The organism is Vibrio sp. 10N.286.48.F5, assembly GCF_041469785.1.
Taxonomy (GTDB): domain Bacteria; phylum Pseudomonadota; class Gammaproteobacteria; order Enterobacterales; family Vibrionaceae; genus Vibrio; species Vibrio crassostreae_C.
In genome coordinates, this window is sequence record NZ_JBFRLG010000021.1 from 21,981 (window position 1) to 44,860 (window position 22,880).

General features: G+C 44.9%; 25 protein-coding genes. 19 read left to right on the forward strand and 6 right to left on the reverse strand.

Annotation, left to right across the window (positions count from 1 at the left end):
- Nucleotides 1–97: 97 nt before the first annotated feature.
- A complete protein-coding gene (locus AB4185_RS13220) occupies nucleotides 98–1,078 on the reverse strand; it encodes an alpha/beta fold hydrolase (protein WP_229648281.1) in 981 nt (326 codons plus the stop codon).
- 81 nt (nucleotides 1,079–1,159) lie between these two features.
- On the opposite strand from AB4185_RS13220, the gene rhtB reads away from it, so the two are divergent.
- The 7 genes from rhtB (at nucleotide 1,160) to AB4185_RS13255 (ending at nucleotide 7,672) form a co-directional block, all read left to right on the forward strand.
- Entirely contained in the window at nucleotides 1,160–1,777 is a 618-nt protein-coding gene (rhtB, locus tag AB4185_RS13225) for a homoserine/homoserine lactone efflux protein (RefSeq protein ID WP_017061024.1), read from the forward strand.
- 45 nt (nucleotides 1,778–1,822) lie between these two features.
- Entirely contained in the window at nucleotides 1,823–3,043 is a 1,221-nt protein-coding gene (locus AB4185_RS13230) for an EAL and HDOD domain-containing protein (protein ID WP_372135534.1), read from the forward strand.
- A gap of 99 nt (nucleotides 3,044–3,142) precedes the next feature.
- Nucleotides 3,143–3,484, forward strand: coding sequence for a metalloregulator ArsR/SmtB family transcription factor (locus tag AB4185_RS13235; protein ID WP_017063763.1), 342 nt, complete (start codon nucleotides 3,143–3,145; stop codon nucleotides 3,482–3,484).
- 173 nt (nucleotides 3,485–3,657) lie between these two features.
- Nucleotides 3,658–4,659 (forward strand): ArsJ-associated glyceraldehyde-3-phosphate dehydrogenase, encoded by a 1,002-nt coding sequence (locus AB4185_RS13240; protein ID WP_017061027.1) that lies wholly within the window; start codon nucleotides 3,658–3,660, stop codon nucleotides 4,657–4,659.
- Nucleotides 4,660–4,680: 21 nt separating this feature from the next.
- Nucleotides 4,681–5,172 (forward strand): cyclin-dependent kinase inhibitor 3 family protein, encoded by a 492-nt coding sequence (locus AB4185_RS13245; protein ID WP_017061028.1) that lies wholly within the window; start codon nucleotides 4,681–4,683, stop codon nucleotides 5,170–5,172.
- A gap of 96 nt (nucleotides 5,173–5,268) precedes the next feature.
- Nucleotides 5,269–6,489: an organoarsenical effux MFS transporter ArsJ gene (gene arsJ / locus AB4185_RS13250; RefSeq protein ID WP_372135535.1), complete on the forward strand. Its 1,221-nt coding sequence runs from the start codon at nucleotides 5,269–5,271 to the stop codon at nucleotides 6,487–6,489.
- A gap of 169 nt (nucleotides 6,490–6,658) precedes the next feature.
- Nucleotides 6,659–7,672, forward strand: coding sequence for an acyltransferase (locus AB4185_RS13255; protein WP_372135536.1), 1,014 nt, complete (start codon nucleotides 6,659–6,661; stop codon nucleotides 7,670–7,672).
- Between the two features lie 60 nt (nucleotides 7,673–7,732).
- Here AB4185_RS13255 and AB4185_RS13260 read toward each other — a convergent pair whose 3' ends face one another.
- Nucleotides 7,733–8,062, reverse strand: a complete 330-nt coding sequence (locus AB4185_RS13260; protein WP_017061032.1) for a DUF2500 domain-containing protein — start codon at nucleotides 8,060–8,062, stop codon at nucleotides 7,733–7,735.
- Between the two features lie 244 nt (nucleotides 8,063–8,306).
- On the opposite strand from AB4185_RS13260, the gene AB4185_RS13265 reads away from it, so the two are divergent.
- From AB4185_RS13265 to AB4185_RS13280, 4 genes are all read left to right on the forward strand, one after another.
- Entirely contained in the window at nucleotides 8,307–8,681 is a 375-nt protein-coding gene (locus AB4185_RS13265) for a hypothetical protein (protein WP_004736595.1), read from the forward strand.
- 927 nt (nucleotides 8,682–9,608) lie between these two features.
- A complete protein-coding gene (locus AB4185_RS13270; RefSeq protein WP_017061033.1) occupies nucleotides 9,609–10,229 on the forward strand; it encodes a lysoplasmalogenase in 621 nt (206 codons plus the stop codon).
- A 90-nt stretch (nucleotides 10,230–10,319) separates the two neighbouring features.
- Entirely contained in the window at nucleotides 10,320–10,556 is a 237-nt protein-coding gene (locus AB4185_RS13275) for a YecH family metal-binding protein (RefSeq protein ID WP_017066763.1), read from the forward strand.
- 206 nt (nucleotides 10,557–10,762) lie between these two features.
- The gene (locus tag AB4185_RS13280) at nucleotides 10,763–11,347 is read left to right on the forward strand and encodes a YhgN family NAAT transporter (RefSeq protein ID WP_017061035.1); all 585 of its coding nucleotides are present in this window, start codon (nucleotides 10,763–10,765) and stop codon (nucleotides 11,345–11,347) included.
- A gap of 117 nt (nucleotides 11,348–11,464) precedes the next feature.
- Here the strand turns inward: AB4185_RS13280 and AB4185_RS13285 are convergent, their stop codons facing one another.
- Nucleotides 11,465–11,731, reverse strand: coding sequence for a DUF1145 domain-containing protein (locus AB4185_RS13285; protein ID WP_016784000.1), 267 nt, complete (start codon nucleotides 11,729–11,731; stop codon nucleotides 11,465–11,467).
- 10 nt (nucleotides 11,732–11,741) lie between these two features.
- Nucleotides 11,742–12,344 (reverse strand): 16S rRNA (guanine(966)-N(2))-methyltransferase RsmD, encoded by a 603-nt coding sequence (gene rsmD, locus AB4185_RS13290; RefSeq protein ID WP_372133956.1) that lies wholly within the window; start codon nucleotides 12,342–12,344, stop codon nucleotides 11,742–11,744.
- A 230-nt stretch (nucleotides 12,345–12,574) separates the two neighbouring features.
- Here rsmD and ftsY point away from each other — a divergent pair, with 230 nt between their 5' ends.
- The 6 genes from ftsY (at nucleotide 12,575) to glpG (ending at nucleotide 18,227) form a co-directional block, all read left to right on the forward strand.
- Nucleotides 12,575–13,819: a signal recognition particle-docking protein FtsY gene (ftsY, locus tag AB4185_RS13295; protein ID WP_102321184.1), complete on the forward strand. Its 1,245-nt coding sequence runs from the start codon at nucleotides 12,575–12,577 to the stop codon at nucleotides 13,817–13,819.
- Nucleotides 13,820–13,897: 78 nt separating this feature from the next.
- Nucleotides 13,898–14,575, forward strand: coding sequence for a cell division ATP-binding protein FtsE (gene ftsE / locus AB4185_RS13300; RefSeq protein WP_004736585.1), 678 nt, complete (start codon nucleotides 13,898–13,900; stop codon nucleotides 14,573–14,575).
- Nucleotides 14,562–15,530: a permease-like cell division protein FtsX gene (gene ftsX / locus AB4185_RS13305; protein ID WP_017061038.1), complete on the forward strand. Its 969-nt coding sequence runs from the start codon at nucleotides 14,562–14,564 to the stop codon at nucleotides 15,528–15,530. Before ftsE ends, ftsX begins: the two co-directional genes overlap by 14 nt.
- Before the next feature lie 177 nt (nucleotides 15,531–15,707).
- On the forward strand, nucleotides 15,708–16,565 hold the full coding sequence (gene rpoH / locus AB4185_RS13310; RefSeq protein WP_017055518.1) for an RNA polymerase sigma factor RpoH: 858 nt from the start codon (nucleotides 15,708–15,710) through the stop codon (nucleotides 16,563–16,565).
- A 440-nt stretch (nucleotides 16,566–17,005) separates the two neighbouring features.
- On the forward strand, nucleotides 17,006–17,326 hold the full coding sequence (gene glpE, locus AB4185_RS13315) for a thiosulfate sulfurtransferase GlpE (RefSeq protein WP_017061039.1): 321 nt from the start codon (nucleotides 17,006–17,008) through the stop codon (nucleotides 17,324–17,326).
- A gap of 58 nt (nucleotides 17,327–17,384) precedes the next feature.
- Nucleotides 17,385–18,227 (forward strand): rhomboid family intramembrane serine protease GlpG, encoded by an 843-nt coding sequence (gene glpG / locus AB4185_RS13320; protein WP_017063770.1) that lies wholly within the window; start codon nucleotides 17,385–17,387, stop codon nucleotides 18,225–18,227.
- A gap of 87 nt (nucleotides 18,228–18,314) precedes the next feature.
- Here glpG and AB4185_RS13325 read toward each other — a convergent pair whose 3' ends face one another.
- Nucleotides 18,315–18,722 carry a flagellar basal body-associated protein FliL gene (locus AB4185_RS13325; RefSeq protein WP_017063771.1) on the reverse strand — a complete coding sequence of 136 codons (408 nt, stop codon included), beginning with the start codon at nucleotides 18,720–18,722 and terminating at the stop codon, nucleotides 18,315–18,317.
- 162 nt (nucleotides 18,723–18,884) lie between these two features.
- Here AB4185_RS13325 and AB4185_RS13330 point away from each other — a divergent pair, with 162 nt between their 5' ends.
- Nucleotides 18,885–19,427, forward strand: a complete 543-nt coding sequence (locus AB4185_RS13330) for a chorismate lyase (protein ID WP_164091128.1) — start codon at nucleotides 18,885–18,887, stop codon at nucleotides 19,425–19,427.
- Nucleotides 19,428–20,282, forward strand: coding sequence for a 4-hydroxybenzoate octaprenyltransferase (gene ubiA, locus AB4185_RS13335; protein ID WP_372103704.1), 855 nt, complete (start codon nucleotides 19,428–19,430; stop codon nucleotides 20,280–20,282).
- Nucleotides 20,283–20,385: 103 nt separating this feature from the next.
- Here ubiA and plsB read toward each other — a convergent pair whose 3' ends face one another.
- The gene (gene plsB / locus AB4185_RS13340; protein WP_372135537.1) at nucleotides 20,386–22,809 is read right to left on the reverse strand and encodes a glycerol-3-phosphate 1-O-acyltransferase PlsB; all 2,424 of its coding nucleotides are present in this window, start codon (nucleotides 22,807–22,809) and stop codon (nucleotides 20,386–20,388) included.
- Between the last annotated feature and the right edge of the window lie 71 nt (nucleotides 22,810–22,880).

A 22,880-nucleotide genomic window follows, 5' to 3' on the forward strand; every position in this document is an offset into this window, starting at 1 on the left:
TGTATGCCAAATTCATGCAAGAAAAGAGGGCAAAGCTCACTTACTTCTCTTCCTCTTTAGCGCTTATTTTCTTGGTAGGTTGCTTAGCCTATTAGCTCTAGGCGAAAAACTGATTGATCGCATCCAGTGTTTGATTGCGATATTCATCCTGCTCAAACAACACCTCATGCCTAGAACCCTCAATCAACTTAAACTGACAATCAGAGTTGGTTTTCTTCAGCTTAGAGATGAACTTTACTTGAGCACTGTTACTGACAATCTTTTCATCCCCAGCTTGAATCAATAGCAGAGGGATCTTGATTTGACGAGTTTGTTGAATTGCTTGCTTGGCGGCCATTAACCCTTGCCACACCCAACGCGTGCTTGGTCCACCCACCTGCAAAGATGGAGACTCGTCATATAAGCGGCGGAACCACTGATAGCGAACCTTACTGTGGCTCAGTAAGTTGTTTTCAAAAGGCTTCGAATAATATGCTTGCTGGCCCGGCGCGTAAGTTGGCTTGGCATAAAAAGCGGTAAGCACTTGTCCAACGATCATCGCGATAGGTTTCAGGTACCACTCGGTATTGATACCAAACATCGGAGCGCACAGAGTCACCTTATCAAACGGGTGGTCTGGATGGGTTTGTAGGTAGCGAGTGGCTATGGTGCTGCCCATTGAGTGTGCGAGCAGGTAGCGATTGGAATACTTACTGAGATCAAAACTGGCAATGACGTCAGACATGTCAGATGCATAATCATCAAACTCATGAATGTGACCAATGTCAGAGTCTGTTACCATACGTTCAGACTGGCCTTGACCTCGGTGGTCAAATGAATAAACGTCATAGCCTTGTTGATAAAAATCATAAAAGATTTCTTGGTATTTTTGGCAGCATTCGATACGGCCATTTGAAATCACAATAGCTTTGCTGTGCTTTTCTGAGGTGAGGCTGCACCAGTACAGTTTCTTTTTACCAGACGATGTTAAATACCCCTCTTTTCTTTGTTGCCAAAGAGCGTTGATCGGGTGTTTAATCGCATGATCGAACTGAGGTTCTTGAGTGTAAGGGAAGGTGGCTTCGCTGTGGTTTTCCATGGGAAATTACCTGAACTGATGCGTGTGAGAGCTTTATTGCTACTAATGTTGTTAGATTAAAGAACTAGTAAGGAAATGCAAATGGATACTCATGTTTGGCTTGCTTATGTTGTCACAGCGATTTTGTTTAGCTTGGCTCCGGGCTCGGGTACCGTTAACTCAATCAGTAATGGGCTTAGCTATGGCACTAAAAAGTCACTCGCATCAATTGTTGGCTTACAGCTTGGTCTTGCGTTTCACATTATGCTGGTGGGCGCGGGTATCGGTGCACTCGTTGCTAAGTCTGCGTTGGCGTTCACCATCATTAAGTGGGTCGGTGTGGTGTACTTACTTTGGTTAGGTATTCAAAAGTGGCGTGATAGCTCGAGCCTAGTAGCATCTGAAGAAAGCTCTACTCTGTCGAGTGGCAAACTGCTGAGAAACGCTGTGCTTATCAACCTAACTAACCCGAAATCAATCGTGTTTTTGGTGGCTTTGTTTCCTCAGTTTATTGACCCTACACAACCTCAAGCACCTCAGTTATTAGTGCTAGGTGTGACGACAGTATTCATTGATAGCGTTGTTATGTTGGGTTACACCTCATTAGCGTCACAAATGGGACGTTTTATTCGCTCTGATCGCATAATGGGTAAGATAAATAAAATATTTGGTGGTATGTTCATGGGCTGCGGTGCTTTGCTAGCTGCCGCGAAAGCTTAGATTAAGCGACTGAGTTATAGTTAAACCAATCAGAGTTATCAAGAAATGACCGCTACATACGTTGCTCGACAACCTATCTTAAATCGCAAGAGGAATACACTCGGCTATGAGTTGTTATTTCGCGATGGAGAAAAGAATGCGTACCCAGCGCATATTGAGTCTAATCGAGCAACGTATCGTCTGATTGTTGAGAACTTCTTGTCTGTTGGTCTTAACCCTTCTATTCCATCTTCACGCTGCTTTATCAACTTCCCTTATCAAAGTTTGATTCGTCGACTGCCCTTAAGTTTGCCGAAAGATAAGGTGGTGGTAGAGATTCTGGAAACCTGTAAACCAACAGATGAATTGTTGGAAGCGGTTAAAGACCTTTACCAAGCGGGTTACATGATTGCCCTAGATGATTTTACTTCGACCCCAGAATGGGAACGTTTCCTTAAATACACGCATATCGTCAAGCTCGATATTATGCAGATGGGTTTGGATGAAGCGTGTGATTTGGTTAGGGCGCATCAAGGGAAAAAGTTTAGCTTTTTGGCGGAGCGCGTTGAGACCGAACAAGAATTCCAGCAAGCCAAAGAGGCTGGCTTTAAGTTTTTCCAAGGTTACTTTTTCAATAAACCGGAAATCATCAAGAGTAAATACATTAGCCCTGAGCAAGTGATTGCTATGGAGCTGTTTCAAGAAGTGTGTAAGCCCGATGTGGATTTTCAACGGGTGGAGAGCATTGTCGCGAAAGATGTGGCGCTCTCATATAAGCTGCTGCGTTTTGTGAATACTATGTCGCCGCGCCTTGAAGTTACCATCTCTTCTTTTCGTCAGGCTTTGGTATATCTAGGTCAAGAGAAACTGAAAATGTTTGTCTCGTTAGCCGTCGCCTCTTATGTGTCCGATAAAAAGCCTAAAGAGCTGTATGGATTGTCTCTACAGCGTGCTCAGTTTTGTCAGCGTATGTCTCGCTATCAGGCATTTGAAGGGTATAGAGAACAGGCCTTTATGATTGGCTTATTCTCCTTGTTGGATGCTCTGTTGGACTTGTCGTTAGATAACTTAGTCGAGCAGTTGCCGCTGTGTAAAAGTATCAAGGTTGCTCTATTACGTAGAGAAGGGCCATATGGTACCTTGCTCGCACTTGAAGAGAGCTTTGAGCATGCCGATTGGCAACAGATTGATGAGTACTGCGCCGATTTAGGATTAAGCGTGGATCAGGTTAAAACGGAGCTTACTGAAGCGCGCCGTTGGAGCCATACCGTGACCAACAAGCTCTGATATTTCTTCGTTAAACTTTTATGACAATTGAAACGCACGCCTTGACGTGCGTTTTTTTATATCTAAGATATGTGCATATCCATATATGAGTATGTTTTTATGCTTCCTCACCAATTTTTTAAATTACTGTCCGATGAAACGCGAGTGCGTTGCTTAATGTTGATAGTTCGCAATGAGTGCTTATCGGTTGGTGAGTTGACTCAGGCATTGCAAGAAAGTCAGCCAAAGGTTTCACGCCATCTTGCGCAGCTGCGTTCAAACGGTGTTTTGATTGATGTTCGCCAGGGGCAGTGGGTGTTTTACCGCCTGTCACAAGATTTACCAGGTTGGATGCTAAAGTTAATTGACGACCTTATTGCATCGAACTGTTTGAAAACTGAATACCAGCAAGATATTGAGCGCTTAGAGTCGATGAACTCACGCCCAGTATGTTGCGTTTAAATACATTAAAACTTAATGCCGAAATAGTTGTAGTTGCAGCTAGGCGACAAGTGAACTTATCCCTATGAGCATAGTGGCTCTATGTAATTAGGGCGGCCGGCGCTCCGGTAAGTGAACGTAGTCAACAACGCTGCGGCTTCAAATATGAAGGCAATTAACTGAGAGAACAGAAAATGACAGTCAAAGTAGGTATTAATGGTTTTGGTCGTATCGGCCGTCTAGCACTTCGCGCAGCATTCGATTGGGATGAGCTAGAATTTGTTCAAATTAACGATGTTGCTGGCGACACAACAACACTGGCCCACCTTCTAGAATTTGATTCAGTTCAAGGTCGCTTTCACCACGAAGTAACTGCAGAAGGCGATGAGATGATCATTAATGGCCAGCGCATCAAGACCACACAAGAGCGCGACATCGATGCGATCGACTGGTCTGGTTGTGATGTGGTTATCGAAGCGACAGGTGTTCACCGTAAGACCTCTTTCCTAAACAAATACCTAGAGCAGGGCGTGAAACGTGTTGTGGTATCGGCGCCAGTGAAAGAAGAAGGCATCGCAAACATCGTTGTTGGTGTGAATGACAATATCTTCGACCCTGCGGTACACAAAATCGTAACGGCAGCGTCTTGTACAACGAACTGTATCGCGCCAGTGGTTAAGGTGATCAACGAGAAGCTTGGTATCGAGAACGCAGCCTTCACCACTATTCACGATTTAACTAACACGCAAACTATTCTTGATGCGCCGCACAAAGACTTACGCCGCGCACGTGCATGTGGCATGAGTCTTATCCCAACAACGACGGGCAGCGCCAAAGCGATTGTTGAGATCTTCCCTGAGCTAGAAAACCGCATCAACGGCCACGCAGTTCGTGTACCGCTAGCGAACGCTTCTCTGACAGACATCATCTTCGAAGTGAAGCAAGACACCACGGCAGAAGAAGTTAACGCGATGCTGAAAGAAGCGTCTCAGAATGAACTAAAAGGTATTCTTGGCTTTGAAGAGCGTCCACTGGTTTCTATCGATTACAAAGGCGACCAACGCTCAACAATCGTGGATGCACTATCAACGATGTTGGTCGGTAAGCGCATGGTTAAGATCTACGCTTGGTACGACAATGAGATGGGTTACGCAACACGTACCGCTGAGCTTGTTCGTACCGTTGGCCTTGCTTAATAAGAATCTGGAGAAGATATAATGATACATCCAACATGGCAACTAGACCTAGAGCAAGGTGCGCTAGTGCTTACTCCGTGCCCAGGCACAAAAGAAGCAACGCTTGATGCATCACTGGCTCAGCTAAAAGAGCAAGGCGTTGAAGCTATCGTGACAGCACTTGATGACCATGAGCTTGCAAGCAAAGACGTGGCGGCACTTGGTGAAAAAACACGTGCGTTAGGTATGCAATGGTTCCAGATCGAAATTGAAGACGACTGTGCACCGGGTGCTGGTTTTGCTGCGAAGTGGCAAGCAGCTAGCCCTGAGCTACATAACATCGTCGATAACGGCGGCAAGGTTGCAATGCATTGTATGGGCGGCTCTGGTCGCACTGGTTTGTTCGCAGCTCACCTACTGTTAGAAAAAGGCTGGGATTTGAGCAAGGTAGTTCAAGAGGTGCAGGCACTGCGTCCAGGTGCCTTCACTAAACCTATCCAGGTTGAATACATTAATGGCGTAGCGAATAGCTAATAGTCATCAGTGTTAGACAGGGAGCTTTTGGTATCTGGAGTGTTGAACTTATCATGATCCAAAAGCTCTTTTTGTTTAGATTGCAGAGATAGCGTTATGTTTTCAAATCTAAGTAAGAGCGTTCGCCAATACATGTTGGTGACTTTTAACTACTGGAACTTCACCATTACTGATGGTGCACTTCGCATGTTGGTGGTTCTGTATTTTTACGACCTTGGCTACAGTTCGTTAGAAATCGCCTCACTGTTCCTTTTCTATGAATTCTTTGGTGTGGTGACTAACCTAATCGGTGGCTGGTTAGGGGCGCGTCTTGGCCTCAATAAGACCATGAACATTGGGTTAGGCATGCAAGTCGTCGCCTTGGGTATGCTCGCGGTGCCAATGGCAATGCTGACCATTCCTTGGGTCATGGCGGCGCAAGCCTTGTCTGGTATCGCTAAAGACCTCAATAAGATGAGTGCCAAGAGCTCAATTAAGACTCTGGTTCCTGATGAACAACAAGGCGCGCTTTATAAGTGGATTGCGATTCTGACCGGATCTAAGAATGCGCTTAAAGGGGCAGGCTTCTTTATTGGTGGTTTACTACTTTCAACGATTGGCTTCCAATACGCTGTGCTTGCGATGGCAGCCGTGTTGGCATTGGTCTTCGTTGGCAGTGTGTTGAGCTTAGAAGCGGACATGGGTAAAGCGAAAACTAAACCTAAGTTTAAACAGATCTTCTCTAAGTCTGAATCCATCAACATCCTATCCGCAGCACGTATGTTCCTGTTTGGCGCTCGTGATGTGTGGTTTGTGATTGCTTTGCCGATTTACCTAGGCAGCGTGTTTGGGTGGGATCACTCATGGGTGGGTGGCTTTTTAGCGGCTTGGACCATCGCATACGGCTTTGTGCAGGGCATTGCACCCAAGATTACTGGTAAAGCACAAGGCAAGGTGCCTGATGGACATGCAGCGCTATTATGGGCGGGGGCGTTGGCTATCGTGACTGCAGGTATTGCCTATGCGGTGCAAATTGGCTGGCAACCCGAGTTCGTTATTATCGGTGGCTTGATGGTGTTTGGTGCCATCTTTGCGGTGAATTCATCGCTGCACTCATACCTTATTGTGAGTTATGCGAAAGGTGATGGCGTTTCTCTTGATGTCGGTTTCTACTACATGGCAAACGCGATGGGCCGTTTGATTGGCACGATATTGTCGGGCTTGGTATTCCAAATGGCCGGTTTGTCTGCGTGTCTGTGGGTTTCCTTCGCATTCTTGGCGATAACGACGGTGATCTCTCTGCGTTTACCGAAAGTGCCGCAAATTTCAGCGGCATAAGCTTCAGCCACATGAGCCTCATTTGTGAGAGCTCAAGTCGCAGAAGCTAGAGTCGTATGAGCTAAATTCGCGATAAGTATCTCCTTTAACACTAAGCTGACTTGGTATTTATTCCGGTCAGCTTTTTTATTGCTATAGTAGAATGATTGAATATTAATCAGGCATTTACATGAAGCAGCGAATTCTCTTTTTTGATTTAGCACGATGTGTCGCGGCCGTAGCGGTTATCGCGATTCATGTTTTGGCGCCTTATCGCAATGAGTTGGGCACTATTCCTTTCGGTGAATGGCTTACTGCCATTACGGTAAACGGTTTCAGCCGCTGGGCAGTACCTGTGTTCATTTTGATTACTGGCGCACTGATGCTCAGTGATCAGCGCCCGTTTGACGCCAAATACTACCTCAAGCGTCGTTTGGGCAAGGTACTGATACCTTTCATTGTCTGGTCGCTTTTCTATACCTATCTGTCGGGCTGGTCGGCAATGGGCTTTGATGCCGACGTCAGTTGGGACGTGTTGCTTAATAGCTACCATCATTACACCTATTACCACCTTGGTTTCTTCTATTACTTCATCCCACTCTATTTTGTGATTCCGTTCTTGCAGATCATGGTTAGAAAGTACGGTGATAGATCGGTCTATGCCTTTACGGCGGTATGGTTGTTCACAACATTGCTGTTCTTACTGAAAATCGATGGCCCTTGGAGTCACGAATTGTGGTTGTACACCGGTTACTTACCATTGGGTTACTTGCTGTATAAGATTGTGCCACTTAACAAGATGACCGTTGGCGTGAGTGTGTTACTGGGTGGGCTAGCGTTACTAACCACGGTTTACATGGTGGTTGATGCAAGCTTGGTAGCAGAAGAGTACACGGTAGGGCGCTGGCTATCTTACAAAACGTTGAATACCGTATTAGCCGCGAGCATGGTGTTCATGGTATGCCGTTACTATGGTGAAGGCCTGTCTGAGAATAGTAACCAAGTGGTTGGCTTTATCAGTAAGCACAGCTTAGGTATTTACCTGCTGCACCCGATTTTCTTGTGGCCGATGAAAGAGTTTGGTTGGTACCAAGGACATCCGGCATGGGTTATTCCATTATGGATTGTGATCAGCGGAGCTGGCGCATTATGGATGAGCTGGTTGGTGTCTAAGTCAGAGAAAACGCGTTGGTTATTGCCTTAGCGGTGATTGCTAAGGCTTTCTGATGGATTGCTTAGGGACGACAGTTGAAGCGGCTGACGTTTAGCGCTTCAACGCAAAGTGTAAGAACTTATCGCCTTGGTAGGTTAAGGTTCCTTTGTCGCCAGGGTTAAGGGCGTGGAAATAGTGGATGCCGACTTGGAATTCTCGCTTCGGACCAACCACACCACGTTGAACGTAAATCCAGTACTCTTGATCTTCTTGGCCCGGTTCTGCGTCAGGAAGGTCGATCGATTGTTTGTCTAACACCGTGACATTCACTTTCTTCTCTGGCGCATTTTCACCTTGCGAGTGTTTTCGATAGAAACCAATAAATACCCAAGCCGCTAGAGCAGCGAGAGCAAAGATGGCAAAAAAGAGTGAATTAGGCATATAACCTCCATGTAGTCGTGATGGTTATTCTAGTCTTTCAGGCAATAGGGATATGTGTTTAAAGCCGTTATTCGTGAACTGTTGTAAGCCAAGCTGATTATTTTTCGGCAGACATCACATTTAATGGTCAGTTTGGGATAAAGCATTGTTATTTATTGTCTCTTTCTCTCGTAAATAACAGTGATTTTGTATAAGAATAGGGAAATGCTCGACTAGAATTATAGTGTGGAGTGGGAGGGCTAAGATGACCGATATTGAAAAAGTGGTGACAAGAACTCGCAATATAGAGAAATTATTGAGGCTTCAATATCATGCCGAAGGCGAAGGATTGCATGAGCTTGTAACAAGCTGTGAAGAAAGGCTACCGCACGATATGGTGAGCAAGCTGCGCTATATCGCAACGTGTCGTAATAAGGTAGTCAATGAACATGAGGCTAAGTTGGAAGACCAACATAAGTTCATCATGATGTGTAACGACTGTGAGAAGGAGCTGACTCCACGTAGTGGTCGTTTTATCTGGCGAGTTGCGATCTTACTGATGATGGCAATGACTTTAGCTGCCGCAGGTTTCTATTATGCGAACTGGGATGTGCTAACACTGCATCTGTTTTCGAAGTGAAAAAATTGAACAAAAAAAGGGACGCTCATGGCGTCCCTTTTTTTATCTGTAACTTGCTTAGTACATCATCGGTAGTGTCATTAGACCTACAACTACCGCGATCATTACAAGTCCTTGTCTTTGCGAAGATGAAATCATAACACTACTCCTAAATTTGGTTGTCTCTCGCTATGTTTTAAAGAATAGCACTACTTATGGCCTTAGATCAAGAATTACTTTCGAAAGCTTTAAAAGTAGTAGAAAACTATGAGTTTTTGGCTTGTTTGGCAGTGTTTAACTGTGTTTTATGGTGTGTTCTTAATTTGTTCGTTGTGATTTATGTTTGTTCTAATTTGATTTAACTTGTTGTTTTGTAATGGTTGTTTTGTGTAATTTATATTGTTAAAGGTTGTTAAACTGTATTAATAGAGGTTGGTGGTGGCTAGGTTGGTTTTGGTTGGTTTTTTAAGTTTTCGGCTTGGTTTTTGTGGCGATTTTTACCGGAGGCTTGAAATAACCTGACAAAACTGGGATTTAAAAAAGAAAACTGGCTACTTTACAAGTCTAGGCTTGGTTGGCGTTTTTATTTTCCTATTAATCTTGAGTTTCTTTGTTTAAGTTATTGTTATTGTTTGATTTAAAAGTGGTTATTTTAATTTTTCAAGTGTGGTATTTGACGGAATTAGGCCGATTTTGGTGAAGTCGATAGGTTAGAATTGGCCAAAACTCAAGTATGGCGACTCTAATGCCATTTTGAATGGTTTTTATGATGATTCGTTCTAGTTTTAAACGAATGGCCATTGTCATGGTGGTAATTGTTACGACTTCAATCTAAAGAGACTCTTTTTAGTGGAAGCGTAATCAAGATCCAATTTTGAGGCGCTGAGGCTTTACATCAACACTCGTGTGCCTAGACTGGCGACGATTTAAAGCAATAGGGCAAATGGTATGTGGAGTTGGTTGGCGGTTTCCTTGTCTGGTATCGGAGCAATAGCAGGAACGAAACATGGACATATCGGTCAGGCCTTATCGTATAAGGTATTTACCTTTGTATTATTAGCGACAATTGCTTTAACTCAGTCGGTTGTGGCTGACTTTACCTATTGGATAGTTGCGGGGTTGGCTATCTCTGCGATCGCAGATGTGCTTCATACTCTCACTCAAAAACGCCCTCTGCATTTTGTCTGCTTCTTATTGGCTCAACTCTGTTACAGCAAAGCTTTTTGGTTACAGCTATCAGGTGAAATGGTTTGGTGGTTGTTCGCGCTGTTATTGGCAGCTTGCGTTGTTGCTTTCTTTTTACTGCTGCCACGCTTAGACAAACTCGTTTTTCCCGTGGTCATCATGGGCATTGTGCTTATTCAGTTAGCATGGGCTTCTGGTGAGGTTTGGCTGCTGGATCCTCAGTTATCACACGCGGTCGGTTTTGCTGGCTGTAGCGTGCTGCTCCTTTCGGCCTTAGCTTATGCGCTAAACAGTTACCGCAGCCCAATCAAGGGCGCTTACTTTTGGGTAACGGGCAGTTACTTTCTCGCACACGCATTCATCGTCGCATCGATTACTATTTAGGGTAGAGCTCTCTCAAGCCTGAGCTACATCAAAACGGCGTTGCTAAAACTCGGTACTCTACGTGTAATTCATTAAACATGAGATTGAGTTATGACGACTGAAATTCACGCACACAACGTTTTAAACCTGCTTAGTGAAAAGCCACTGACTCGCGAAGAGCTAACATTAGCGCTTGCTCAAACCTATGGCGAAGAAGCTCGCTTCCATACTTGTAAGCTCAATGGTCTGGATTTAGATAGCCTGTTGAAGTTTTTCTTGAAGATGGAAAAGGTTGTCGTTGTCGATGATAAGCTTTGCACTAACCGCGAACGTGTGTGTAATCACTAATTCTTAGTGGCTTGTTTTATTCGTGAATAAAGAGTGGGTGCATGTTTCGGCTCCACTCTTTTCATTACCTTTCAATCTGCTTTCGCTAATTTGCCTTCTTATAGCATCCCCTTTTAAAAGCATCAGTTAACCCGCTTATCACTGCGTTCGAAAATCAATGTTGAGGCTGCTATACTCCGCGCACTTACGCTTTTCGAGACAAACTTATGGAAATCTTATCTGCAGCAACCATGCTGTTTCTTATCATGGACCCGCTTGGCAACTTGCCAATCGTGCTCTCTATCCTTAAGCATATTGACCCGAAGCGTCGCCGTATTGTTCTGATTCGTGAGCTGATGTTCGCACTGGTTATCTTGCTGCTGTTCTTATTTGCGGGTCAAAGCATCATGAACTTCCTGCACGTGCAGCCTGAAACCTTGAGTATCTCTGGCGGTATTATTCTGTTTATTATCGCGATTAAGATGATTTTCCCAAGTGCGGGTAGTATTACTGGCCTCGCGGCGGGTGAAGAACCGTTTATTGTGCCGATGGCGATCCCAATGATTGCTGGCCCTTCAGTGATTGCGGCATTGATTCTGTTGTCGACACAGCACCCTGACAATATGTTAGAGCTTTCAGCGGCTGTGATGCTGGCTTGGGGCGCTACCTTCTTCATTCTGATGTTTAATGGCTTCTTCCTGCGAGTGCTGGGAGAGAGAGGGCTTAAAGCCATCGAACGCTTGATGGGCTTGTTGTTGGTTATGCTGTCGACGCAAATGTTCCTCGATGGTGTGAAAGGCTACATGGGCTAACATCAATATCATTGCTGAATAAAAAAACGCCGCTCAAATGAGCGGCGTTTTTGTCTCTACTGTTTCTGTCATGATGTTTTCTGTAGCTAAGCGTTTTATATCTGGGCTTAAGCTCGATTACATCATGTGTTTGCGTCGGATATCGAGTAAGGCGAAGACACCGAAAATCAATATTGACCACTTCTCCCAACGTGACATCTCGATCTTGTCGCCGAAAGCACCGATGAAAATCAGCATCTGCAGGCCGTGCATGAAGAACAAGAATGCTGTCATGATATAAAGCGCAATCGCAGCATTACCCGGGAACGGGTAGAAAATATTTACGATCAAGATAAACCAAACAAAGGCGATGGCTGCTTTTGCTAGTGGAAGCAAGAACTTCATTCAATAACTCCTATTCTTCAGTAATTCGATTGAACAGTCGGTAGCTTGACTGTCCGGTGGTCTTATCGCGATGCAATTCCCAGTTCTCTGGCATAGCTTCGAGTTTCAGTTCTTTCTCTGTCTCGACGTAAATGATGGCTTTGTCTGCAAGCCAACCGTTACTCTCAAGCAGTTGTACTGTTTCTGCCAGTAAGCCTTTGCGAAATGGTGGATCAAGGAAAACCATATCGTAAGGAGTGCCTGGTTTCTTAAGGAAAGAGATAGCATCAGTATTCACGACATTAATGTTGTCTGCCTTGAGCTCTTTCGCGTTATCAGAAAGCTGTTTAGCCGCCTTTTGATTCATTTCGAGCAGTGTCACCATTTTGGCTTGGCGAGAAGCTGCTTCAAAACCTAGACCGCCAGAACCGGCAAATACATCCAAGCAAGTTGAATGTGGGATATCTTGAGCCACCCAGTTAAAGAGTGTTTCTTTTACTCGGTCAATGGTTGGGCGTAATCCTTCTAAATCATGAACAGGCAGCTTTCTACCTCTCCATGAGCCACTAATAATTCGAACAAAGCCTCCGGATGGCTTTTTTTGTGATGTGTTTTGCTGGCGACGTCTTACCATAGATTTTTTGACCGCTAATAAAGTGATACTATACCGAGCCCAATTTAAGTGGGTTCGTGTATTAAATAAATTTGCAATGACAAAGTGTATCAAGCTAAAAGCAAACTTATCACTGCTTTGTCATTTTTCTTTACTATTCGTTTGTACAAGCTTGTATTGTATAACAATAGCAAAGAGTCGACGTGTATTAAGTCAATACAGCTAATTAGTAGATCTAGGAAACTCCTCTGATGACGGAAAAAAAGAAGCGCGGATTATTATCGTGGCTTGGTTTTGGTGAAGAAGAACAAAGCCCAAAAACTCAGAATGAAGCGAACGTAGAAAGCGTTGAAGATCAAACTGAAGTTGAATCACAAGTTGAGGCTGAACAGGTCGCGCCTGAAGCTGAACAAGTTAAGCCAACTGAATCTGAGCAAGCGCTTGAAGAAGCTCAACAAGAGCAGCAACCTGTCGCAGCAGAAGCAGAAGCAGAAGCAGAAGCAGAAGCAGAAGCAGAACAGGAAGAAGTGGCAGTTCCTCAAGCTAAGGTTGAAGAAGTACAAGAGAAGCCGACAGAAAGCTTCTTTGCTCGTCTTAAGCGCAGCCTAAGCCGCACTAAAGCAAACATCGGTGCTGGTTTCTTTGGTCTGTTCAAAGGCAAGCAAATCGATGAAGACCTGTTTGAAGAGCTAGAAGAGCAACTTCTGATTGCTGACGTGGGTATGAATACCACGGTTAAGATCATTGAAAACCTGACAGAAAAAGCATCTCGCAATGACCTAAAAGACGGTGAAGCGCTTTATGGTCTGCTCAAAGAAGAGATGGCAGACATCTTAAGCCAAGTGGAACAGCCACTGGTTGTTGATACCACTAAAACACCTTACGTTATCTTAATGGTGGGTGTGAACGGTGTAGGTAAGACAACTACGATCGGTAAGCTGGCGAAACAATTCCAAAATGAAGGCAAGAAAGTGATGCTAGCAGCGGGTGATACCTTCCGTGCAGCAGCTGTTGAACAGCTTCAGGTTTGGGGTCAGCGTAACGATGTGCCAGTTATCGCTCAACACACTGGTGCGGACAGTGCGTCTGTTATCTACGATGCGATTGAAGCAGCGAAGGCTCGTGGTGTTGATGTTGTGATTGCTGATACAGCCGGTCGTTTGCAGAACAAGAGCAACCTGATGGAAGAGCTACGCAAGATCGTTCGTGTAATGAAGAAGATTGATGACTCTGCGCCACACGAAATCATGCTAACGCTCGATGCAGGTACAGGTCAGAACGCTATCAGCCAAGCGAAGTTGTTCAGTGAAGTGGCTCCAGTTACGGGTATTACACTGACTAAGCTAGATGGTACGGCGAAAGGTGGTGTAATTTTCTCAATTGCTGACCAGTTCCAGATTCCAATCCGCTACATTGGTGTGGGTGAAGGTATTGATGACCTGCGTCCATTTGAATCTAAAGACTTCATTGAAGCACTATTTAGCCGCGAAGAGTAACGCGAGTAGCAAAGTGGTTTATCCTTAATCTGCTACCGTTTTTAAATTTGATATTAGTGATCGTAAGAGGAATTTTCGGTGATCAAATTTCAGCAAGTGAGTAAAGCCTACCGAGGTGGAAGACAAGCGCTCCAAAAAGTGGACTTTCACCTGAAACGTGGAGAGATGGCTTTTTTGGGTGGGCACTCTGGGGCTGGTAAAAGTACCTTGCTGAAGTTGATCTGCGCGATAGAGCGTCCAACTGATGGACGTGTCTGGTTCAACGATCACGATATCACTCGTATCCCAGCCAAAGACATTCCTTTCTTACGCCGTAATATTGGGATTGTTTTTCAAGACCATCGCCTGCTGATGGACCGTTCGATTTTCGATAACGTCGCTCTGCCTATGCGTATTGAATCTATTTCTGAAAACGAAATAAAACGCCGAGTCAGTGCTGCGTTGGATAAAACCGGTTTATTAGATAAAGCCCGTTGTTTGCCAAGCCAACTTTCTGGTGGTGAACAACAACGCGTGGGTATTGCTCGCGCCGTGGTTAACCGTCCAACTCTGCTTTTAGCCGATGAGCCTACCGGTAATCTAGACCCTGAATTATCTAACCGTGTGTTGCGATTATTTGAAGAATTCAACCGCGCAGGTGTGACGATCATCCTAGCGACGCATGATATCGGGTTAGTGAACACTCGCCCTCAGTACCGCCATCTTGAATTAAACCAAGGATTTTTGAGTGAGGTTGAAGACTATGGCCGCGAATAAGCGCATCAAAAAACCTCAATCTAATCGAGCAGCAAACCGCGCTTCAAGCGACGGCTTCTTTGTTGTTCACTGGAAACAAGCCAAGTCATCGTTCTCGCAAATGTGGCAGCGCCCGTTAGGCAACTTACTGACCCTTGCGGTGATCTCTATGGCGTTGGCGATGCCAGCTTGTTTGTACCTATTAGGTAAAAATGTAGGGGAAGTGGCGCAAGATGTCACTAGCCCGTCACAAATAAGTGCTTATGTAGAGGATGGTATTCCTGAGCCACGAGTAATGGTGCTTAAGGATGAAATCGAAAGTTGGGATCAAGTTGAGCTCGTGGAGTACATTTCTCCGCAGCAAGGGCTTGCAGACCTCAGCCAGTATTCTGGTTTTGAAGACGCCCTAACCATTCTCGACGATTATTCACTGCCAGGTGTGCTGGTGATTACGCCAAGCGTGCACAGCGATACCTTAATTAAAGAGCTGGCAGGCACAGTTAAACAACAAGAATTAGTGACCGATGTTCGCCTAGACGAAGATTGGTTAGCGCGATTAGATGCGATCAAAGCATTAGCGGCTGTCATCGTGATTACCTTAACGGTATTGATGCTGGGCGCGGTATTTCTGATTATCGGCAATACACTACGATTTAATGTGTTGGCGCATAAAGAAGAGATTCAAACCATGAAGCTGATTGGTGCGACCGACAGCTACATTCTTCGACCATACCTTTATGCTGGGATGTGGTTTGGCGTTTTAGGTTCGATTAGCGCTTGGGTAATGACGGCATTGATTACCGTATTGCTGAACAGCGCGGTGGATGACTTGGCTCAGCTATACGACAGCCACTTCCGTTTAATTGGCCTGAGTTGGGATGAATCTTTACTGCTTTTGATCGTCGGAACTCTGCTTGGTAGTGTGGCTGCAAAGCTTTCTGCACAGCGTCACCTAAAAGAAATTGAACCAGTTTAGGTGAATAGAGTCATATTTAGACGAAAAATAGGCACTTCTTAACCAGTTTTTGCCTTGTATAGACGAATTGATTATGCATAATTACTTCCCCCTCCTTGAAACCTGTTCATTTTAGGTTCAAGATTGTAGGGTTTTAATAGATGTATTACTCCAGATCAGAGATTGATGAGGAACCGAATGGCAAACCAAGCGTATCAAATGGCTTTAGTCACACAAGATAGTTTAGATAGCTATATCCGCTCAGCGAACAGCTACCCTATGCTGACTCCTGAAGAGGAACGTGGACTTGCAGAGCGATTACATTACAAAGGTGAGATCGACGCTGCGAAAGGCTTGATCCTTTCCCACCTAAGATTCGTGGTGCACGTTGCAAGAGGCTACTCTGGCTACGGGCTACCAATGGCTGATCTCGTCCAAGAAGGTAACATCGGCTTGATGAAGGCTGTTAAGCGCTTCAATCCAGAAGTTGGTGTTCGTCTAGTCTCTTTTGCTGTTCACTGGATCAAAGCTGAGATTCATGAGTACGTTTTGCGTAACTGGCGTATCGTTAAGATCGCAACAACGAAAGCACAACGTAAATTGTTCTTTAACCTTCGTAAGTCTAAAAAGCGTTTAGGTTGGTTCAATAACGGCGAAGTTGAGACGGTTGCACGTGAGTTGGGTGTTGAGCCTTCAGAAGTTCGTGAGATGGAATCTCGCTTAGCAGCACAAGATGCGACGTTTGAAGCGCCTATGGACGATGACGATGGCGGTTCTGCTTACACTGCTCCAGTTTACTACCTAGAAGACAAGGCGTCAGACGTTGCTGAGACGGTTGAAGCGGCTAACTGGGAGTCACACACCAATAATCGCCTAGGGCTAGCACTAGCAAGCTTAGACGAGCGTAGCCAACACATTGTTCGCTCACGTTGGTTAGACGACAACAAGGCAACCCTGCAAGACTTAGCGGATACCTACAGTATATCAGCTGAGCGTGTTCGCCAGTTAGAAAAGAATGCGATGAAGAAATTGAAACAAGCCGTTGGTGATTTCTAATAGCATCTAGTTTCTATTAGCTTCTACTTTCTAGTAGAGCTAACAAATAGCTGAATTTTGAAAAGGCCGAGATCGAGAGATCTCGGCCTTTTTGTTTTGGATCGATTTCTCAACTTTTGCGATCGAAATTTGCAAAATGATTTTGTGGATAACTCTGTGAGAAGTTTATTCGTCAGCTATCTAAAAGCAGTGTGTAGTAAGGCTTTGACGGGGTTTTTCGAGTGGGGATATGTTTCAGTTAACCCACAGTTAGATCAGGATCATTACTACATGTTGTGGATCTATTTTTGAAAAGACACTTTATTCACGCAATTCACAGATTTATCCACAAATGGTGTAAAAGTGATCGCTGGTGGATAACCTTATTAAGTGGATGTGAATGTTAGCCTTGGGATAGGTTACAATGGCAGCAAAGTAAATCAGTATAAAAAGAGAAAGTCATGGACCAGTTTAAACATATCGATGTTAAAGGTGCTCAAGCCCTTATTGAACAAGGCGAAGCTCGACTTGTCGATATACGTGACCCGCAGTCTTTTGCGGTTGCCCACCCAAAAACAGCCTACCACCTGACTAACGATACGATGGTGTCATTCATGGATGAGGTTGAGTTCGAACAACCTATCTTAGTGATGTGCTACCACGGCATCAGTAGCCAAGGTGCGGCACAATATTTAGTGAACCAAGGCTTTGAAGAGGTATATAGTGTTGATGGTGGTTTCGAAGCTTGGCATCGTGCTGAACTTCCAGTGATCGCAGGTTAATGACTTTCATCACCTGAACCGCCTCAAGCATCCCTCATAGAATGAATAGGAAGTAACAATGATTAGATTGATGGTGTTAGACAATCCACGTCTTGCTCAAGCATTTATTGATTATATGGCCTCTCGTCAGATCCCTATTCAGATGTCTCCAGAGGGAGAAGGGCGTTTTGCTCTTTGGCTTCTTGATGGCCAATTTCAGGTTGAAACCGAAGCTGAGCTGAATCGTTTTCTGGCTGAGCCCAATCATAAGCGCTATCAAGCTGCATCTTGGGACATGGCAGAGACCAGAAAGAGCAACTTCCATTACCACACGCCAAGCTTCATGGGCATGATCAAAGCCAAAGCAGGCCCAGTGACACTAAGCCTGATGTTGGTGTGTGTGGTGATTTTTGCGCTGCAACAGATCGGTTTTGGCCAAGCTATTTTCAATGCCCTACATTTCCCAGCGGTGGATGGACAGCAATGGCAGCTGTGGCGTTGGTTGAGTCATGCCGTTCTACATTTCTCTGTTATGCACATCGCATTTAATATTTTGTGGTGGTGGCAGCTAGGTGGAGACATTGAGAAGAAACTTGGCAGCCTCAAGCTACTTCAGATCTTTGCTGTCTCTTCTGCGCTTTCAGGTGCTGGGCAGTATTGGGTTGAAGGGGCGAACTTCGGTGGTTTGTCTGGTGTTGTGTATGCCTTGGTTGGTTACTTATGGGTGGTTGGTGCGAAGGCGCCACAACTTGGTTTAGGTATCCCAAGACAGATTGTCGGCTTTATGTTGGTGTGGCTAGTGCTTGGGTACATGCAGCCATTTATGGCTATCGCCAATACGGCGCATTTAGCTGGTCTAGCCGCTGGTGTGATTATTGGCTTTATCGATGCGATGAAAGCACCAAGCTCGGCAAGAAGCTAATTCATATCTTCTAATGAGTAGCCAAACGATAGAGACAAAAAAAGCGGCCAGATGAGCCGCTTTTTTATTGGGATTCGTTTTACATCATTACTGATAAAGGTATTTGGTAAACAGTAAGTCAGCAATCAGGGTTTTACCTGTCTCTGGAAGCAAAATCTTGTTGAGGTGTTCAACTAAGGATTTTCTTAAGTCTTCACGGCCAGATAGAGATTTAATGGTTTCTTCGTTTTGTTTGCCAAGCAATTCAATCACCGCATCGCGAATCAGTGGTTGGTGATGCTCAATAGCGGCCAAGTCGCTACTATTTGCCACCATGATGTCGAGGCGAACCTGAATGTAGCCCAGTTTTTTACCTTTAGTGTAAAAATTGGTGGTCAGGTCTGGCTCTAGCGTGAAGTAGGCGAGTTTAGCTGCCGACTCCTCTTCCGCGAAACTTGATGCTGAAAAGAGTAGGGTAATCGCAAGAAATATTTGGGCTACATAACGTTTGTGCATATTTGTGACTTTTCTTTAGTTTATTCGCGATATTCGAAACGCATTAGTCTTGTTACAATGAGCGGTCTAAATCTAAATACGTTTACAATTCGAAGAACGCTTTAATTTTGTTCGAAAGTTGAAGCTTTATTGTACGTGTAAAGTCACCTATTGAATACTAGTATGAATCAGCCAATATCGCTGTATCTTAATTCGTTAATGAATGTAGATTGGCAAAGTACAGAAACATTTGATTTTCCTAATGAAACCACCAAAGAGTGGCTGATGGAGCAAGGTTCTCTTTCCCGCAAGTTGGGGAAGTGCTGTCAGCACCTGTCTGTTGAGTTGCTTCATAATCAAGTTGTAGAACGCTCAATGCTGCAACAAGACGAGGAACATCTTTTATCATCGTTTGATTGCTTACTGCGTAAAGTGATTTTAAAGGGTGATGACGAACCGTGGGTGTTAGGTCGAACCTTGATTCCCCGAGTCACATTAGAAGACCATCAGCACTCAGACCTTTCTCAACAAGGTAATGTCCCGCTTGGATTGACCGTTTTTAGTGCTGAGAACGTGGAGCGAGATGCGCTGCAAGTTGGTTGGGTTATCGCAGGCGATGAGCGATTACTCGCGCGTCGTTCTCGATTATGGATGAACCATAAACCGATGCTTGTGGCAGAACTGTTTTTACCAACATCACCCATTTACTCTAAGGAGAGTGTGTAAATGCTTGCCACCAAAGCGAAGGCGTATTGGCAATTAACGCGAATGAATCGCCCGATTGGTACCCTATTACTCCTTTGGCCGACCTTGTGGTCACTGATTATCGCCGCACAAGGTATGCCTGATTTTGATGTCTTGGTTGTTTTTGTACTCGGCGTGGTGTTGATGCGTTCAGCTGGCTGTGTGATCAATGACTTTGCGGACCGTAAAGTAGATGGTCATGTTAAACGTACCAAGCAGCGTCCACTGCCGTCTGGTTTGGTTTCCAGTAAGGAAGCGATTCTGCTCTTTTTAGTGCTAGCCGTAGTTTCATTCTTGCTGGTACTCACCATGAATCCACTGACCATTAAGCTCTCATTTATTGGTGTGGGTCTGGCGTTCATTTACCCTTTCATGAAGCGTTTTACGCATCTTCCACAGTTGTTTCTTGGCTTAGCGTTTAGTTGGGCGATACCAATGGCTTGGGCGGCACAAACCAATGAACTGCCAAGCATTGTGTGGTTTGTCTTCGTGATTAACGCGTTGTGGACGATTGCTTACGACACGCAATATGCGATGGTTGACCGAGATGATGACTTGAAGATTGGTATTAAATCGACGGCTATTTTATTTGGTCGCTTCGATAAACTGATTGTTGGCTCTTTGCAACTCGTCACCCTAGCGATGCTGATTGCGTTAGGCATGCATTACCAACTAGGAAATACCTTCTATTGGGCACTGTTGGTAGCGGGAAGCTTATTTGTGTATCAACAACACCTGATGCGCCACCGTGATCGAGACCTTTGTTTCCAAGCCTTTCTAAACAACAACTATGTTGGAATGGCAGTGACAGCGGGCTTGTTCATTACCTTCTGGTAAGCATCCGCTTTTCGAGTTAACGAATGCTAAAGAAAAAGGCACCCATTGGGTGCCTTTTTTGATCGCGTTTGGCCTCGCTATTCAAGAGACACCAAGCTGATGATTACTCCGCTTGGTGGATACTCTCTTGAATCGTCAAACGTACTTCAGGGTAAAGCATTGAGTAGAGAAGCTTAGCGAATTGCTGAGTCTTGTCTAAATCACAGTTGCCGTCGTTATCTAGGTACTGTTGCTGCTTCAACGTTGCGAACATAGAAGCAAACACACCTTTATCGAAGAATTCGGGAGCATTGATACCATGCAATCGACCAAGTCGCTGTGCGATGTCTTGGCTTTTCTGCTCAAGGTCAGATTTGTCCAGTTCCGGATTCTCTGCCAGCAAGTTTAGAGCAATAGAGTAGCGCTGTAGCGTTTCTGAAATCGTACGGCCTAACAGCATAAGAGCTTGGCTGTTCGATTGGTTGATCGTCACTTCATTGTCAGACACAACAATCATGCCCTGGCTAACAAGTTCATCAATGATGTTTGATACTACGCCTTCAAGCTGTGATTCGTCGTAGCTTAAGAACAGCTCTTTCTTTAAGAACGGATAAATTGCTGCAACATTCTTTTGAATCGCTTCAATCGATAAACCGCGCTGACGAATGGTCATCTGGGCAATTAAAGATGGCAGAGCGAACAAGTGAATGATGTTGTTTCGGTAGTAGGTCATCAGAATTGACTGGTGACGGTCTAGCGAAATAATGTCGCCCATTGAGTCTGATTCAATTAGGAACTTGTTCAGCGATTCAGCGTGTTTTACCAGATCTTCAGCACTGTCTTTTGGTACCGTAAATGTATCAGAGTAAGGTACGTTCTTAAGCAGAGACAGGTAGCAATTGATCTGAGAAACCAAAGAGTCACGAGACAATGCGCGCTGTCTTGAGGCTAATAGCGCGGTTGCACAAAGGGTCAATGCGTTGGTCGCCGCGGCATCGTTAATGTGCGTCATCATTTTGGTCGCCAGGTCATTAACCACTGGATTCATCCATTGTGGTTTACTGGTGCCCATTGGGTCGATGTCTTTGGTCCACTCAGGTGAGTGTTCATTCAGGTATTGGTTCAGTTGAATAGGCTCACCGAAGTTCACGTAGCCTTTACCAAAGTTACGTAGCTTACGAATGGTACGAATCACTAAGCTCGCGTTTTCTTTCTCTTTACGCTTACCACGAAGTTCTTTTGCGTAAGTCGCCACTTCCATCACGTGCTCGTAGCCGATGTACACAGGAACCAAAGTCACCGGGCGATTCATGCCGCGCAGCATCGCTTGAATAGTCATCGCCAACATGCCGGTCTTCGCTTGCAATAAACGACCTGTACGAGAACGCCCACCTTCACTGAAGTACTCTACTGAGTAACCTTTAGCGAACAACTCCGCTAGGTATTCACGGAAAATCGTCGAGTACAGCTTGTTGCCTTTGAAGCTACGACGAATAAAGAACGCACCACCATGACGGAAAATAGGACCGGCAGGGAAGAAGTTCAGGTTGATACCCGCAGCGATGTGCGGCGGCACCATGCCTTCATGATAAAGCACATAAGAAAGCAGTAAGTAGTCCATGTGGCTACGGTGACAAGGCACGTAAACAATCTCGTGACCATCTTGAGCCAACTTACGAACCGTTGAAGCGTTGCTGATATGCAGGCCTTGGTACAACTTATTCCACAGCCAACCAAGAATCTTCTCACCACGCTTGATCAGCGAGTAAGAGAAGTTCGCAGCAATCTCGTCCATAATGTCTTGAGCTTCTTTGCTCGCTTTCTCGATCGAGATGTTCTTTGCTTGTGCTTCGTCTTCAATCGCTTTTTTGATCGCTTCTGATTTTAACAGGCGATCAAACAGCGCTTGGCGGCTTGGAAGGTTAGGGCCTGATGCAGCAAGTTTTTGGCGAGAGAAGTGGATACGCGCTACACGCGCCAGTTTGTGCGCGATGGTGCTGTCGGTACCGTGTGAGTTTGCCATGTAGCGAAGAGATACCACAGGACTAAAGCGAACTAGACAGTCACGACCTGCGAGCAATACCGCTTTTGATTTTTCTAAGCCATTCATTGCTTGTAGGTAAGGTTTCTGGTTAGTCTCTTTACCTGGTTTACGTCCCCAAAGCACAGTGGCAGGGATAACTTGAACATCGAGCTCAGAGTCTTCAGCATGCAGTGAAAGCAACTCAGAGAACACTTCAATTGAAGAGCTTGGTACATAATCATCGTCTTGAAGCAGAGTTTTGCGAGAAGATATAAAAACGTAGCGTTGCAGTGATTTGCCGTTGATTTCAAGCTTGCTTAATGGATCAGGTAGACCTAATTCAAGTGCATGTTTTTGCAATGTAAGAATGTCGACACTTGAGCGAAACGGTAAGGCGTATACAATCGGTTTGCTCAAATCAATGTTCAAATCCTCAACAGGGTTTGAAGGAATTGATGTGCCCTTTACCAATACGGATAAAGGTAGCTTCATTAATGAACGTGAAAAAGATTGTCCAGAAGACATATAGGTTCACTGCCTCAATAGTTATTTCAATGTGCTCAAGCGTATCTCTATTTCTATGATGAAAAAGGATA

Coding starts and splice junctions, on each gene's coding strand:
- rpoH (WP_017055518.1), top strand. CDS start 15,708: ATGGCAAACCAAGCGTATCAAATGGCTTTAGTCACACAAGATAGTTTA.
- AB4185_RS13280 (WP_017061035.1), top strand. CDS start 10,763: ATGGAAATCTTATCTGCAGCAACCATGCTGTTTCTTATCATGGACCCG.
- rsmD (WP_372133956.1), bottom strand. CDS start 12,344: ATGGTAAGACGTCGCCAGCAAAACACATCACAAAAAAAGCCATCCGGA.
- ftsX (WP_017061038.1), top strand. CDS start 14,562: ATGGCCGCGAATAAGCGCATCAAAAAACCTCAATCTAATCGAGCAGCA.
- glpG (WP_017063770.1), top strand. CDS start 17,385: ATGATTAGATTGATGGTGTTAGACAATCCACGTCTTGCTCAAGCATTT.
- plsB (WP_372135537.1), bottom strand. CDS start 22,809: ATGTCTTCTGGACAATCTTTTTCACGTTCATTAATGAAGCTACCTTTA.
- AB4185_RS13265 (WP_004736595.1), top strand. CDS start 8,307: ATGACCGATATTGAAAAAGTGGTGACAAGAACTCGCAATATAGAGAAA.
- AB4185_RS13230 (WP_372135534.1), top strand. CDS start 1,823: ATGACCGCTACATACGTTGCTCGACAACCTATCTTAAATCGCAAGAGG.
- AB4185_RS13240 (WP_017061027.1), top strand. CDS start 3,658: ATGACAGTCAAAGTAGGTATTAATGGTTTTGGTCGTATCGGCCGTCTA.
- AB4185_RS13325 (WP_017063771.1), bottom strand. CDS start 18,722: ATGCACAAACGTTATGTAGCCCAAATATTTCTTGCGATTACCCTACTC.
- AB4185_RS13270 (WP_017061033.1), top strand. CDS start 9,609: ATGTGGAGTTGGTTGGCGGTTTCCTTGTCTGGTATCGGAGCAATAGCA.
- glpE (WP_017061039.1), top strand. CDS start 17,006: ATGGACCAGTTTAAACATATCGATGTTAAAGGTGCTCAAGCCCTTATT.
- rhtB (WP_017061024.1), top strand. CDS start 1,160: ATGGATACTCATGTTTGGCTTGCTTATGTTGTCACAGCGATTTTGTTT.
- arsJ (WP_372135535.1), top strand. CDS start 5,269: ATGTTTTCAAATCTAAGTAAGAGCGTTCGCCAATACATGTTGGTGACT.
- AB4185_RS13330 (WP_164091128.1), top strand. CDS start 18,885: ATGAATCAGCCAATATCGCTGTATCTTAATTCGTTAATGAATGTAGAT.
- ubiA (WP_372103704.1), top strand. CDS start 19,428: ATGCTTGCCACCAAAGCGAAGGCGTATTGGCAATTAACGCGAATGAAT.
- AB4185_RS13285 (WP_016784000.1), bottom strand. CDS start 11,731: ATGAAGTTCTTGCTTCCACTAGCAAAAGCAGCCATCGCCTTTGTTTGG.
- AB4185_RS13260 (WP_017061032.1), bottom strand. CDS start 8,062: ATGCCTAATTCACTCTTTTTTGCCATCTTTGCTCTCGCTGCTCTAGCG.
- ftsY (WP_102321184.1), top strand. CDS start 12,575: ATGACGGAAAAAAAGAAGCGCGGATTATTATCGTGGCTTGGTTTTGGT.
- AB4185_RS13220 (WP_229648281.1), bottom strand. CDS start 1,078: ATGGAAAACCACAGCGAAGCCACCTTCCCTTACACTCAAGAACCTCAG.
- AB4185_RS13245 (WP_017061028.1), top strand. CDS start 4,681: ATGATACATCCAACATGGCAACTAGACCTAGAGCAAGGTGCGCTAGTG.
- AB4185_RS13275 (WP_017066763.1), top strand. CDS start 10,320: ATGACGACTGAAATTCACGCACACAACGTTTTAAACCTGCTTAGTGAA.
- AB4185_RS13255 (WP_372135536.1), top strand. CDS start 6,659: ATGAAGCAGCGAATTCTCTTTTTTGATTTAGCACGATGTGTCGCGGCC.
- AB4185_RS13235 (WP_017063763.1), top strand. CDS start 3,143: ATGCTTCCTCACCAATTTTTTAAATTACTGTCCGATGAAACGCGAGTG.